Source organism: Curtobacterium sp. 18060, from assembly GCF_902706105.1.
Taxonomy (GTDB): Bacteria; Actinomycetota; Actinomycetes; order Actinomycetales; family Microbacteriaceae; genus Curtobacterium.
In genome coordinates this window covers 1-14,164 of record NZ_CACSJV010000039.1, presented here as the reverse complement: position 1 = coordinate 14,164, position 14,164 = coordinate 1, and the positions used below count along the sequence as shown (strand labels likewise).

Annotated in this window: 10 protein-coding genes and 1 tRNA gene; 9 read left to right on the top strand and 2 right to left on the bottom strand. The window is 72.0% G+C overall.

Translation table 11 applies throughout. The features are described 5' to 3' along the window. The first annotated feature begins 134 nt into the window (after window positions 1–134). The 9 genes from hisS (at window position 135) to GVL05_RS15050 (ending at window position 9,979) form a co-directional block, all read left to right on the top strand. Window positions 135–1,379: a histidine--tRNA ligase gene (gene hisS / locus GVL05_RS15090; RefSeq protein WP_123294733.1), complete on the top strand. Its 1,245-nt coding sequence runs from the start codon at window positions 135–137 to the stop codon at window positions 1,377–1,379. 96 nt (window positions 1,380–1,475) lie between these two features. Further along, window positions 1,476–2,759, top strand: coding sequence for a phosphopyruvate hydratase (eno, locus tag GVL05_RS15085; RefSeq protein WP_131845281.1), 1,284 nt, complete (start codon window positions 1,476–1,478; stop codon window positions 2,757–2,759). Window positions 2,760–3,100: 341 nt separating this feature from the next. Continuing rightward, window positions 3,101–3,634: a septum formation initiator family protein gene (locus tag GVL05_RS15080; RefSeq protein WP_111084824.1), complete on the top strand. Its 534-nt coding sequence runs from the start codon at window positions 3,101–3,103 to the stop codon at window positions 3,632–3,634. 67 nt (window positions 3,635–3,701) lie between these two features. After that, window positions 3,702–4,250 (top strand): DUF501 domain-containing protein, encoded by a 549-nt coding sequence (locus tag GVL05_RS15075; protein ID WP_111084823.1) that lies wholly within the window; start codon window positions 3,702–3,704, stop codon window positions 4,248–4,250. 38 nt (window positions 4,251–4,288) lie between these two features. Then, a complete protein-coding gene (locus GVL05_RS15070) occupies window positions 4,289–5,764 on the top strand; it encodes an NAD(P)/FAD-dependent oxidoreductase (protein WP_159573641.1) in 1,476 nt (491 codons plus the stop codon). 76 nt (window positions 5,765–5,840) lie between these two features. Next, a tRNA-Leu gene (locus GVL05_RS15065) sits at window positions 5,841–5,917 on the top strand. Between the two features lie 385 nt (window positions 5,918–6,302). Continuing rightward, a complete protein-coding gene (locus tag GVL05_RS15060; RefSeq protein ID WP_159573640.1) occupies window positions 6,303–7,871 on the top strand; it encodes a hypothetical protein in 1,569 nt (522 codons plus the stop codon). Between the two features lie 112 nt (window positions 7,872–7,983). Continuing rightward, window positions 7,984–8,643, top strand: a complete 660-nt coding sequence (locus tag GVL05_RS15055; RefSeq protein WP_159573639.1) for a class F sortase — start codon at window positions 7,984–7,986, stop codon at window positions 8,641–8,643. A gap of 10 nt (window positions 8,644–8,653) precedes the next feature. After that, a complete protein-coding gene (locus GVL05_RS15050; protein WP_159573638.1) occupies window positions 8,654–9,979 on the top strand; it encodes a threonine/serine exporter family protein in 1,326 nt (441 codons plus the stop codon). Between the two features lie 212 nt (window positions 9,980–10,191). On the opposite strand, the gene GVL05_RS15045 is transcribed toward GVL05_RS15050, so the two are convergent. Further along, window positions 10,192–11,910, bottom strand: coding sequence for a class I adenylate-forming enzyme family protein (locus GVL05_RS15045; RefSeq protein WP_159573637.1), 1,719 nt, complete (start codon window positions 11,908–11,910; stop codon window positions 10,192–10,194). A gap of 92 nt (window positions 11,911–12,002) precedes the next feature. Then, entirely contained in the window at window positions 12,003–14,048 is a 2,046-nt protein-coding gene (locus tag GVL05_RS20280; RefSeq protein ID WP_159573636.1) for an Ig-like domain-containing protein, read from the bottom strand. Between the last annotated feature and the right edge of the window lie 116 nt (window positions 14,049–14,164).

Sequence of the window (14,164 nt, the reverse complement as noted above, 5' to 3'; positions counted from 1 at the left end):
CACTGCAGCACGGTGCCCACGCGATCGGTCCGGAGAGTGGATCAGGCACGCTCCGAACCGAGGTTCTGCATCCAGTATGCCAGTGCAACGCATGCCGCGCAAGCCGGCAGTGTGCATCTGCCAGACTGGACGCCATGGCGACGACCGTGACGGCACCCCGTGGCATGCGCGACTTCCTCCCGGCGGACAAGGCCCGACGCGAGCACGTGCTCGGTGTCGTCCGCGACGTCTACTCGCGGCACGGGTTCGACGAGATCGAGACCCCCGTGGTCGAGGACGCCGCACGGCTGCACTCCGGGCTCGGCGGCGACAACGAGAAGCTGGCGTTCGCGGTCATGAAGCGCGGGCTCAGCACCGAGGACCTGCAGGCTGCCCAGGCGCCGCTCGACCTCGCTGACCTCGGGCTCCGGTTCGACCTGACCGTGCCGCTCGCCCGGTTCTACGCCTCGCACCGCGCCGAGCTGCCCTCGGTGTTCCGATCGGTGCAGATCGCGCCGGTCTGGCGCGCCGAGCGTCCGCAGAAGGGGCGCTACCGCCAGTTCGTGCAGTGCGACATCGACATCCTGGGGGAGCCCGGGCAGCTGGCCGAGATCGAGCTCATCCGCGCCACGACCGCAGCGCTCGACGCGCTCGGGGTGACCGGCACCACGATCCGCATCAACGACCGGCGGATCCTGCTGACCCTGCTGGCGTCGTGGGGCATCGCGGACCCCGCTGCCGCCGACCGCGCACTCATCACGGTCGACAAGCTCGACAAGATCGGCCCGGACGGCGTCGCCGCCGAGCTCCGCAGCACCGTCGGACAGGAGCTGCCGGGGCTCGAGGACACCATCCGTGCGCTCGAGGCCGCGGACTGGACCTCGGTCGAGGGTGCTGCGTGGCTCGACGCCGAGGCGTTCGCCGACCTGCTGCGCCTGCGGGAAGCGCTGCCCGGTGTCGACCTGCGCTTCGACCCGACGCTCGTGCGCGGCATGGGCTACTACACCGGCACGATCTTCGAGGTCGCGCACCCCGACTTCGGCTACAGCCTGGGCGGCGGCGGTCGGTACGACGGCATGATCGGTCGGTTCCTCGGGCAGGACGTCCCCGCGGTCGGCTTCTCGCTGGGCTTCGAGCGCCTGGTCGACCTCGTGACACTCCCGGAGTCCGCCGAGTCGGACGCCGTGGTGCTCGTCTACGACAAGGACGTCGACCCGGTCCGGCTCGCGGCCCTCAAGACCGAGGCGCTCGCATCGCACCGGCGCGTGCGGCTCGAACGGCGCACCAAGAACACGAAGAACCTGCTCGCCGGTCTGGCCGCGCAGGGGTTCTCCGCCTTCGCGACCGTCGGCGCCGACACGACGTCGCTCGAGGGTGTGGAGTTCCGCCCGCTCGACTGAGTTGTCCACACCGGGCGTCACGGTCGACGTCGTGTTCACCTCGGCTCGCTAGGATCGGTCCCGCAAACACCACAACCAATGTGTAGGGAGTACCCCGTGGCCCTGATCGATGCCGTAGGCGCACGCGAAGTCCTCGATTCCCGAGGCAACCCGACGGTCGAGGTCGAGGTCCTCCTCGACGACGGCGTCGTGTCCCGCGCGCTCGTCCCCTCCGGTGCCTCCACCGGCGCGTTCGAGGCGTACGAACTCCGCGACGGCGATGCCTCGCGCTACGGCGGCAAGGGCGTGCTCAAGGCCGTCGACGCCGTCCTCGACGAGATCGGCCCGGCGCTCGAGGGCTTCGACGCCACCGACCAGCGCCTCGTCGACGCCGCGCTCATCGAGCTCGACGGAACCGAGAACAAGTCCCGCCTCGGCGCGAACTCGATCCTCGGTGCCTCGCTCGCCGTGGCCCGTGCCGCTGCCGACTCGGCTGACCTGCCGCTGTTCCGCTACCTCGGCGGCCCGAACGCGCACACGCTGCCCGTTCCGCTGATGAACGTCGTCAACGGCGGTGCCCACGCGGACACCAACGTCGACATCCAGGAGTTCTTCCTCGTGCCCTACGGCGCCGAGTCGTTCTCCGAGGCGCTCCGTTGGGGCGTCGAGACTTACCACGCCCTCAAGGGCGAGCTGAAGAAGCAGGGCCTCGCGACCGGCCTCGGCGACGAGGGCGGCTTCGCGCCGGAGCTCGCGTCGAACCGTGCTGCGCTCGACTTCCTGCTGACCGCGATCGAGAAGGCCGGCTACACCCCGGGCAAGGACATCGCCGTCGGCCTCGACGTCGCGTCCACCGAGTTCTTCCACGACGGCAAGTACTCGTTCGAGGGCAAGCAGCTCTCGAGCCAGGAGTTCACCGCGTACTTCGCCGACCTCGTCGCGAACTACCCGCTCGTCACGATCGAGGACCCGCTGGCCGAGGATGACTGGGAAGGCTGGTCGCACCTGACCGCCGAGCTCGGCGACAAGGTCCAGATCGTCGGCGACGACCTGTTCGTCACCAACCCGAAGCGTCTGCAGCGGGGCATCGACGAGAAGGCCGCGAACTCGATCCTGGTGAAGGTCAACCAGATCGGCACGCTCACCGAGACCCTCGACGCGGTCTCGCTCGCGCACCGTCACGGCCTCACCTCGATCCTGTCGCACCGCTCCGGTGAGACCGAAGACACCACGATCGCGGACATCGCGGTCGCGGTCGACGGTGGTCAGATCAAGACCGGTGCACCGGCTCGTTCGGACCGCGTCGCGAAGTACAACCAGCTGCTCCGCATCGAGGAAGAGCTCGGCGACGCCGCGGTGTACGCCGGTCGCTCGGCCTTCCCGCGCGCCAAGTCACTGTAAGCAGCTCGGCCAGCAGCACCGGCACCACCGAGACGCCGTCCTCCTCCGAGAGGGCGGCGTCTCGTCGTGTGCGCGGCCCCGAGTTGCTGAGCGGTCAGGACGTGCCGCGCGCGCTGCGTCGAGTGGTCACGAGTCGTCGGCTGGGCCGGGCCTGGCCGACAGGACGTGACCGCCGGACGCGCGCCGGGCGGTGGGTCGTGACCGCTCCCGGTACGGGACGGGTTGGCGGGCCGGACCCGCGCCTCCCGGCAGCATCGATCGGACGACGCGAGTCGCTGAGAGGCCACCGAACGGCCGCGTGCCGGGCGCTCCCACCGCGTCGGTGGGGTTATCGTCGGGACGTGCCCAGCCAGAAGCCCCGCGTCCGCCGCGTCCCCGTGGCGATGCCCGACGGCAGCACGTCGGCGCAGCCCTGGTACCGCTCGATCCACTTCTCCGGGTTCAGCCTGCTGATGCTCGCGATCATCGTGCTCTTCGTCGTCGTGCTCGCGCCGTCCCTCCGCACGCTCATCCAGCAGCAGGAGCAGATCGCCCAGCAGCAGCGTGAGGTCGCGAGCCAGAAGGCCGACGTCACGCAGAAGAAGAAGGACGTCGCCCGCTGGGACGACCCCGCGTACATCGAGGCGCAGGCGCGCGACCGCCTGCTCTACGTGTACCCGGGCGAGGAGAGCTACCTCGTGATGGGCGCCGAGGACCGGAAGGCCGAGACCACGCCGACGACGGACTCCGGCACGCCCGTCAGCACGAAGGTCCAGACGCCGAAGGTGGACTGGGTGCAGGCGATGCTGTCCTCCGTGCTGCAGTCCGGGCTCACCGACGAGACCGCCGCCGACCTCGTGGCCCCGGACGTCTCGGGTACCGGCGAGAGCAAGTAGCTCCGAGCCGGACCCGTCCGGCACGACGGTGCGCGGGGTACCGGGTCTCCGGTAGGCTCACGTTCCCGTGACGACCCCTCCCTTCGACCCGCCCTCCGACCGCGACGTCCAGGTCGTGTCGGCGCAGCTCGGCCGACCGGCACGCGACGTCATCGGGATCGCGGCACGGTGCGTCTGTGGCAACCCCACGGTCGTCTCCACGAAGCCCCGACTGTCGAACGGCACCCCGTTCCCGACGTTCTACTACCTGTGCCACCCCGCGGCCACCGCCGCGGTCAGCACCCTCGAGGCCAACCAGGTGATGCCGGAGCTGGCAGCACTGCTCGAGGACGACACCACCGCGGCCGCGTACCTCGCGGCTCACGAGTCCTACCTGGCCGATCGCGAATCGATCGAGCACGTCGACGAGATCGTCGGCATCAGCGCCGGTGGCATGCCCACCCGTGTGAAGTGCCTGCACGCCCTCGTCGGTCACGCCCTCGCCGCCGGACCCGGCGTCAACCCCATCGGTGACCTCGCGCTCGAGCGCGCGGACTGGTCGCCCTCCCGGTGTGAGTGCCGGGCGTATGATGACGGTGCAGACGCTGGAGTCGGGGCGGGTGGCGGCGAAGTCTGACTCGACTCCGAAACCCCCATCCAAGGAGATCATCCCCCGTGCCCAAGATCCTCGTCGTCGGCGGCGGTTACGCCGGTTTCTACACCGCATGGAAGCTCGAGAAGCACCTTCGCCAGGGCGAATCCGAGGTCGTCATGGTGGACCCGCTGCCGTACATGACGTACCAGCCGTTCCTGCCCGAGGTCGCTGCCGGTTCGATCGAGCCGCGTCACGCGGTCGTCTCGCACCGCCGCCACCTCAAGAACACCCGCGTCGTCACCGCGAAGGTCACCAAGGTCGACCACGCGACGAAGACCGCCACGATCACGCCGACCGAGGGCGAGGCGTGGGAGGAGTCCTACGACCAGATCGTCATGACCGCCGGCGCGGTGTCCCGCACGTTCCCGATCCCGGGTGTCGCGGACGAGGCCATCGGCCTCAAGACGATCGAGGAAGCCGCGGCGATCCGCGACAAGATCCTCACGAACTTCCACAAGGCGGCGAACCTGCCGGCCGGTCCCGAGCGTGACCGCCTGCTGACCGTCGTCGTCGTCGGTGGTGGCTTCGCCGGCATCGAGGTGTTCGCCGAGCTCCGCTCCTTCGTCACCGACCTGCTGAAGAGCTACCCGCAGCTCTCCTTCGACGAGACGCGCTTCCACCTGGTCGAGGCGATGGGCCGCATCATGCCCGAGGTCTCGCTCGAGACCTCGCACTGGGTGCTCAAGAACCTGGCGCAGCGCGGTGCGAACGTGCACCTCGAGACCCAGCTGGCCTCGGCCGTCGGTGGCGTCTGCGAGCTCAAGACGAGCGACGGCGCGATCGAGAAGATCGAGTCCGACCTCATCATCTGGACCGCCGGTGTCATGGCGAACCCGATGGTCAAGGGCACCGACTTCCCGCTCGAGCAGCGCGGTCGCATCCGCGTGCAGCCCGACCTGCGCGTCGTCGACGACAACGGCGTGATCGCGGACGCATGGGCCTGTGGCGACGTCGCAGCCGTGCCGGACCTCACCGGTGGTGGCGTCGGCGGCTTCTGCGTGCCGAACGCCCAGCACGCCGTCCGTCAGGCGAAGCAGCTCGCGAAGAACCTGGTCGCGACCATCCGTGGCGAGGCCACGACCGACTACAAGCACGAGAACCTCGGCGCCGTCGCGGGCCTCGGTCTCGGCATCGGCGTGTTCCAGTCCGGCAAGTTCGCCATGAAGGGCTTCCTGGCGTGGGGCGCGCACCGCGGCTACCACGGCATGGCGATGCCGTCGTGGGAGCGCAAGTGGCGCGTCATCGGCGACTGGGTCGGTGGCTTCTTCCTGGGCCGCGACATCGCGTCGCTCGACGACCGTGAGACCCCGCGCGCTGCGTTCGAGGCCTTCGCGTCCCGTCCGAAGCCCGCGGCCGAGGCCCCGGCAGCTCCGGCCGCCGCTCCGGCTCCGGAAGAGGGCAAGCCCGCTGGTGCCGCCGGCCCGGCGTACGGCGAGCCCGCCAAGGACGTCTCGAACGAGGCCGAGCCCGTGAAGGCCCCGGCCGACGCCAAGTAGTCCCTGCAGCAGTCCACGAGAGGCGGTCACCCTTCGGGGTGGCCGCCTCTCGCGCATCGGTAGGCTGTTGCGGCCCGCCCCCGTGGCCCAATCGGTAGAGGCATGCGACTTAAAATCGCCGAGTTGTGGGTTCGAGTCCCACCGGGGGTACCAGTGTGCGTTCCGCGAAAGCGACAGTCTGCCGTCAACCGCTCGCGGCACAACGTCGCCCTGGCGGGCAAGACGGCGCGACCGCGGGTGCATCTGTCGCTTCGGCGGGTGTGAACCGACCCCAGCCCGGCCGGGAGGCCCGTAGCGCGCCCGCACCGCGCCTCCCGTCCGTCACACGCGTGCGTCCCGCGAAAGCGACGTCGTGCCGTCAACCGTTCGCGGCACACTGTCGCTTTCGCGGGCAGGACGGCGCGTCCGTGCGGACAACTGTCGCTTTGACGTGCGCGAACCAGGTCCGCGCACGAACATGTCCGGCCGAATCCAACTTAGGGTTGCCTAACCTAACTCCCCTCCCTATGCTCAGGGAGTTAGGTAAGGCTACCCAAACTTGGAGACCACCCGAATGCACCTGTCCTCTCCTCGCGCCCGGCGTCTGGCCGCCGGCGCGACCGCCGTCGCCCTCGGCGCGACGATCGCCGCGGCCGCCGCGCTCGGCGCCGCCCCCGCGAACGCCGCCTCCGCCGACGTCACCGACGCGTCGCTGTCCTGGAGCCTCAGCAACGAGGCCAACGCCGGCGCCTACTTCGGCGGCTGCAACTTCCTGTCCGCCGGGGTCGCCGGCAACTCGGGCTCCTCGGCTCCGTGGACCACGACCAACCCGTCGCCCGGCTACGCCGCTTCGGCCGGCAACGTCTCGATCGCCTACCCGAAGGCCGCGGGCGGCACCTCGACCCCGACCTTCGCCACGAAGTGCCAGACCGGCGACGGCACCACGGTCCGCCCGGGCACCACGACCGCCGGCGTCCTGACGCTCGCCGCGGGTACGGGCACCGTGGACGCCGCAGCCGGCACCGCGGACATCGCGTGGGACGGCGGCTTCACGGTCGCGTTCTACGGCGGCCTGACCTACTGGTCCGCCGAGGACCCGGAACTGCACGTCGCAGCGGACGGCACGGGTGAGCTCACGGCGACGGTCTCGGGCTACGCGGCCTCGCGCGACGGGGGCAGCTGGGCGCCGCTGACGCCGCGCACCGTGCACCTCGCGACCCTCACCGACGTCGACGTCACGAGCTCGGGCATCACCGTGAGCCCGGACTGGCAGGGTGTCGAGCCCGCGTCGGCGACGAGCCTGAACAAGACGAACGCCGACTGGGGTTCGTGGCCGGCGGACTTCGTCGACTTCCAGAACGAGACCGGTCAGAGCTCGTACTGGTACACGTCCGGCGCGAACGACGCCGCGGCCAAGAAGCCGCAGCCGATCTCGATCGCCTACACGGCAGCCGAGGCACCCACGCCCGAGCCGACCGAGCCGAGCGAGCCGGGCACCCCGGAGCCGACGACCGAGCCGAGCGAGCCGGGCACCCCGGAGCCGACGACCGAGCCGAGCGAGCCGGGCACCCCGGAGCCGACCACCGAGCCGAGCGAGCCCGGCACCCCGGAGCCCACGACCGGCCCGACCACCGGCCCGACCACGGAGCCCACCACCGGGCCGACCACCCCGGCCCCGTCGATCAGCACCGGTGGCACCACCACCTTCACGGTCGGCGACTCGGTGCCGCTGCGCGCCGAGGGCCTGCCGGCAGCGACGGAGTACTCGATCGTCCTGCACAGCGACCCCGTCGTCCTCGGCACCGTGACCACGGACGCCGACGGGGCCTTCGCGACCTCGGTCGTGATCCCCACGGGAACCCCGGCCGGAGCGCACACCATCGCGGTGGAGTCCTCGGACGGCACCGCCGTGGTCTCGCTCGCCATCACGGTCACCGCGGACGGCACCGTCGTCGTCGACCCGATCGACACCACCACGGCCGTCACCACCGGCGCAGCCGTGAACACCGGAGGCACCGTCTCCGGCACCTCGGCCCTGCCGTGGATCGGGCTGTCGGCCTTCGGCGTCGTCGCCCTCGGCTCGGTCGCGTTCATCGCGTACCGCCGCCGCGTCACCCAGCAGGACTGACGCACCGGGATCCGCGGGGCGGTCGACCCCGCCACGCGGATCCCGGCACCCAGGTGTCGGACGGGAGGCGCGCCTCCCGTCCGACACGTCCGTCACCACCCCGGAACGGAAGATGACCGCCCCACCCACCCGACCGCGCACCGCGCTGCTCTGGACGATCGCCGTGCTCGCCGCGGCGTCCCTCGTCGTCGGCGTGGTCGGTGTGGTCACCGCGACCACCGGAGCGGCCTCGCCGACGGCGATCACCGGCACGTCGCTCGACGGCAAGCAGGTCACGCTCGACCCGGGCGAGTCGGGGACGGCGGCGTCTGCCTCGAACGCGGTCGCCGACACCGGCGTCCAGCTCGTGGTGCCGTCGGTCGGGCTCGAGGTGCCGCTCGGCGAACTGGACGCCGTCGACGGTCAGATCACGCCGCCGGGGTTCAGTGAGGCCTACCGGGTCCGCAACCTGGGGGTCCCGCTGACGGACCGCGCGGACGGCACCGTGTTCGTCGTCATGCACTCGCTGCGGAACGGTGCGATCGGCCCGGGCAACCTGCTCATCGACGTCGACGGGCAACGCTCCGAGGTCGCGGTCGGCAGCCGCGTCCGGATCGGCGACGCGCGGTGGACGGTGACCGGTTCCGAGCGGATCACGAAGGCGACCGTGGCCGCCGATGCCGACGTCTGGGCGGACGAGCCCGGCCGGCTCCTGCTCATCACGTGCCTGCAGCGGCCGGACGGTTCCGCCTCGGTCGACAACGTGGTCATCGAGGCCACGCTCGATCGCTAACATCGCCTGCGTGGTCGGACTCGGAAGCGCACTCGCGAACCTGCAGAACGCCCTCCGTCGGCCCGAGGCCCACGTCGAGGTCGTCGACGGCGAGACCGTCCCCGTCGGCATGCTCCTCGGCACGCTCGGTGCACTGCTGCTCGACGCGGGCAGCTCCGTCACCGACGTCCGCTCGGCGCTCGAGAAGGCCCGCGACGCCGCCGGGGTCGGTCCGACCCTGGCGATCGGGGTGCTGCCAGCACTGGTGATGGTGAGCGAGGTCTCGACCGGTGCGGCGACGATCGTGAACGCCGAGGGCGTCGAGCTGTCGTCGCGGCAGGCTGCACGGGCGAACCGGGTCGTGCTCGGGTTGGAGAGCGGGTCCATCGCCCTCGCCGAGATCCCCGCGCGGGTCCGGGCCATCCGTGCCGGCACCGTCCCGCCGCCCGCACTGCCGTGGATCCTCGGCAACGCGCTGACCTCCGCCGGGCTCGCCGTCGTGTTCCGGTGCCCGTGGTGGGCGATCCTGCTCGCGCTCCTGGTCGGTGCGCTCGTCGGGGTCATCGGGCTGCTGCTCCGGCGCTTCCGCGAGGCCGTCGCGATCATCCCGTTCCTGGCCGCCTTCGTGTCGACGGCCATCGTCGGACTCGTCGCCGCCGGTACCGGGTTCGAGCAGGTCCCGCTGTTCGCCGTGTGCGCCCCGGTGGCCGTGTTCGTCCCCGGTGCCCTCATCACGAACGCCCTGCTCGAACTGACCGCCGCGGACATCGTGACCGGGTCCTCGCGGCTGGTCCAGGGGCTCATCATGCTCGGCTTCATGGCGGCCGGCATCGCTTCGGGCAGTGCGCTGACCGGGCTGCACGTCGACCCGTCCTCGGCGGCGCTCGTCGGCGAGGTCGCCGGCGTCGGCACGGACCTGGCCGGGTGGGAGTCCGTGCCGTCCTACTGGGTGTCGTGGGTCGCCGTCGTGGTCCTGGCGGTCGGCCTCGGCCTGGTGTTCCGATCGGGCTGGCGGCTGACGCTCGTGTCGGTGGCGGTCATGGTCACCGCCTACGCCCTGGTGAGCGGGACGACGCCGGTGTGGGGGAGCGTCGTCGCGACCGGGGCGACGGCTGCCCTGTTGTTCGTCGCGACACGGCTGCTCGAGCGGCTCGTGCCGGCGATCCCGGCGACGGTGTCGTTCTTCCCGGCGTTCCTGCTGCTCGTCCCCGGGACCGTCGGGCTGGTGGCGGTGGCCACGTTCGACCCCGAGTCCCTCGCGACGCCCCTGGCGACCTTCGTCAGCCTGTGCATCGGGACGAAGATCGGCGGGCTGCTGCCGGGCCTGTTCGCCCGGAACGCGCCGAGCCACACGTAGCGCGGCCCGGGGGTACGTGGGCGTTCCGGGCCGGATCGGGCGTACCTGGTCGGAAGTTTCGACCAGGTACGCCCGATCCGGCAAAGCACCGCACGCGGCATGGGAAGGAACGCACGCAGGCACGGCCGTGGACGCGACCGGCTGACGGACGGGAGGCGCGGGGCGGGGCCGCCACGGGCCTCCCGTCCGACGCCGCGCACGTCCAGAGCCCGCTACGGCTCGAGCAGTCGGCCCGCCGCCTGGTCCTCCGCTGCCGTCGCCTTGGCGAGGTAGTGCACCTTCTTGCCCGTCGCGTTGTAGGGCAGCTCGTCGACGAAGCGGTACCGCCGCGGCCGCTTGTAGCGGGCGAGACCGGGGTGTGAGCCCGTCCACTCCTCGAGCTCGGCGGCGGCTGCGACGTCGTCGTCCGGTAGCCGTCCCGCTGCACGGACCACGTACGCCGTGACGACCTCGCCCCAACGCTCGTCCGGGATCCCGACGACGATCGAGTCGGCGACGCCCGGGTGCTCCTGGAGTGCGGCCTCGACCTGGACGGGGTGGACGTTCTCGCCGCCGGAGATGATCATGTCGTCCTTGCGGCCGACGATCGTCACCCGTTCGTGCTCGTCCCACGTGGCGAGGTCGCCGGGGTAGAACCAGCCGTTCGCGAACTTCTCCGCCTCGAGCCCCGGGTTGCGGTACGAGTAGCCGGACTTCACGGTCCGGACCGCGAACTCGCCGATCTCGGAGCCGTCCTTCGGCACGGTGTCGCTCGGGTCGGCCAGGCGGTCCTCGTACACGCGCACCACGGCGACGTCGTCGTCCGTCGATGCTCGTCCGGTGGAGCCGGCGCCGTCGGGGAAGTCCTCGGGACGCAGGAACGTGTTCCAGAAGGTCTCGGTCGTTCCGTAGCCGTTGAAGATCCGCGGGGACAGGAGCTCCTGGTAGCGGAGTGCGGCGGCGCGGTCGAGCGGTGCACCCATCGTGACGATGCCGTGCAGGGACGACAGGTCGCGGGGCCGGGCCTCTTGCGCGTTCGCGAGCTGCACCAGGTTCGGCGGCGCACCGATCAGGAACGTCAGCCGCTCGGACTCGACCAGGTCGAGCACCCGCTCGGCGTCGAAGTGCCGCAGGGTGGTGAGCTCGGCGCCGACGTAGAACACCGGGTTCGGGCCGCCCGAGTACAGGCCGCCACGGTGGAACAGCGGCGACATGTTGAGCGTCTTGTCGAAGGGGCTGAGCGGGAAGTGCATCACGACGTCGTGGGCGCTGAGCACCTCGACCAGGCTCGGCAGGGGCACCGGCTTCGGTCGCCCGGTGGTGCCGGAGGTGGAGAGCCGGGTGGTCTCGTCGTAGGTACTGCGGGGCTCGGTCGCCGCGAGCTCGGCGGGGGTGACGGGGTCGGCGGCGAGGAGGGCGGTGAACGCGACGCGCGCGTCGTGTGCGGCGTGGTCGTCGTGCGCTGCGTGGTCGTGGTGTGCGACCTGGTCGTCGCCACTGACGACGACGATGTGGTCCGGACGGTGCGGCGCGGTCTCGAGCGCTCGGGCGATGTCGTCGCCGCGTACCGCGTCGTGCACCAGCACCACGGGCGCGGAGTCCTCGATGATGAAGGCGACCTCGTCGGGCGCGAGCCGGAAGTTCGTCGGCGAGAACACCGCGCCGATGCGGTGGCACGCCAGGTAGAGCATCGCGAACTCGGGCGAGTTGAACAGCTCGACCATCACGACCGAACCGCGACCGACTCCGTGCCGGACGAGCCACCCGCCGATGTGGTCGACGACGTCCCCGAGTTCCGCGTAGGTCCACGATCGACCTGTGTCCGGGTCACGCAGCGCGGGCCGGTCCGCGAAGCGGTGGGTGTTCCGCGCGAAGCCGTACGCGTACGTGTAGCTGCCCTCGAACACCTCGCGGAACCGCGTCGGGTCGTAGTCGGATCGGGTCTCGGTCATCATCGCTCCCTGGGGCGGTCGAACGGCGCGTCACGCACCGATCGTCACTGTATCCGCCGCGCGGGGACGGCGGACGGGAGGCCCGGTGCGGGTCAGGCGGCCGCGTCCGGTCGCGTGGTGCGCGCCCAGAACCAGGCCCCGATCGCGCCCGCCACGCAGACCGCGCCGATCGCGCCGAGCAGCACCGGCGACGCGTGGGTCCCCGAGGGACCGGAGTAGACCGCGGCGGTGAGCGCGACCGCGACGACCGCCAGTGCCACGTACCGGCCACGCGAGGCCGTGAGGAGCGCACTGCCGGCGGACCCGGCGAACGGCAGCAGTGTCGCGACGACGGCACCGACCCCGCCGACGCACAGGGTGATGGCGAACTCCGACGTCAACGCGGACCAGAAACCCCCGCCCGCGGTCAGGCTGTGGAGCACCCAGCCCGCGGCCGCGAGTCCGAGCAGCGCGACCGTCCGCCAGGTCGCGCTCCGGGCACCGGCGGCGATCCCGGAGCCGAGGCGCAGTGCGGCGGTGTCCAGGTCCGGGCGTCCCGAGGGCACGAGCACCACTCCGACGATCAGAGCGGGGGAGAGGTCCGCGGCCCGCGTGATCCCGCACGCCACGAGCGCCGCGAGCACCAGCCACGGGGACACCCGGAAACCCACCGCACGGTGGTCGGGCCCGGCTGCCCACCGGGTCACGAGCACCACGGCCACCGTGAGCACCGCGGTGCCGAGCAGCACGGCGATGGCGAGGCGGACGTAGCGGGCCTCGAGCGAGACGCCCACGCCGAGCAGTGTGCACAGGGCGGCGACGGCCACCGCGACCGTGATCGACACCCACGTCGGCAGCACGTCGTCGGACCCGGAGCGGTCCGAGCGCGAGCGGTTCCGCCCGAGCAGTCCGGCGAAGGGCGAGCGGATGCGCCCGCGGGCAGCGGCGGCGACGAGCGCGAGGGGCGCGGCGATGAGCAGGAGGAACCCGGCGGCGACGGCCGTGGCGATCAGGACGGTCCGCCACGAGAACCCGGCCTGGATCGTCGGAACGGTGCGGTCGTAGGCGGTCTCGGCGGTCCAGTCGCCCGCGGGGCCCGACCAATCGGTGTGGCCGCCGGAGCCCGCGGCCCCGGGGATGCTCGTGCTGGTCGGGTCGGTGCCGTCACCGGGCGCTGCCGCCGATCCGGGGCCGTCGTCGCCGGTGCCGCCGGTGTTCCCGGTTCCGGTGCCGGCCGGTGTCCCCGTGTCGCCGGGGCTCTGGCCGTCACCCGGTGCGGTCGTGGTGCCGGTGCCGGTGCCGTTGGTGCCGGTGCCGTTGGTCGGTGCGTCCCCGCCGGTGCCGGAGGTGCCGGGGGTGCCGTTCGGGGTGCCCGAGGTCGACCACACCGTGACCTGCACGGCAGCGGACGATCGCGAGTAGTTGCCGGCGGCGTCGTGCTGCGTCGCGGTGAGGTCGTGTCCGCCGGCCCGCAGCAGCGACCCCACGGTGGAGCAGGACCAGGAACCGTTCGCAGCGACCTCGGCGCGGCAGACGGGTGCGCGGTCGACGTAGACGGTCACGTCGGCACCGGGTTCGCCGGTGCCACGGACGACCGTGGCGCGCGGACCGACGCGGTCGCCGTCGTCGGGTGCGGTGATCCGCGGGGCCGCCGGCGCGGTGCGGTCGACCGTGATCCGGACGGGGGCCGAGGACGCGCTGCGCAGGTCGGAGCGGTAGCCGCGCGCGGTGCTCGCGGTCTGCGACGCGGTCACCGTGACGGTCGTGTCGGATCGGAGCACGAGCGAGGTCGTCCACCGCCCGTCCGGACCGACCGGCGCCGACTGCTGCGTCGACGACCCGGAGACCGACAGCACCACCGTGGAACCGGGGAAGCCCGTGCCGGAGAGCGCGCCGCTGGTCGGGTGGTCGGACGCGATGGTCGGCGGCACGATGACGTCGGAGGCCGGGGCGCTCGCGGGCGGCTGGCTCGGTGCGGTGACGTCCCGCACCGTGAAGACCTGCTGCGGACCCGACCGCACCGTACCGAGGCACGACCACGAACCGTTCGCCTGCACCTGGGCCGAGCACCCGGCCGAACCGGTCGATGCGGGGCCCGCGACGCGGACGACGTGCGCCGGGGTCCCGGTGCCGTGGAACCGGGCGGTGCTGCTCGTCACGTCCCCCGGGTCGGCGATGGTCGGTGCGACGGGCGGTGGACGACCTCGCTCGTGCTCCGATCCGACACGACCGTCACGGTGACCGCGTCGCAGACCGCGAGCACCGCGCGCGGCTA

Excerpts from the sequence above, each read along its gene's own strand:
- hisS (WP_123294733.1), top strand. The coding sequence starts at position 135 with ATGGCGACGACCGTGACGGCACCCCGTGGCATGCGCGACTTCCTCCCG.
- GVL05_RS15055 (WP_159573639.1), top strand. The coding sequence starts at position 7,984 with ATGACCGCCCCACCCACCCGACCGCGCACCGCGCTGCTCTGGACGATC.
- GVL05_RS15045 (WP_159573637.1), bottom strand. The coding sequence starts at position 11,910 with ATGACCGAGACCCGATCCGACTACGACCCGACGCGGTTCCGCGAGGTG.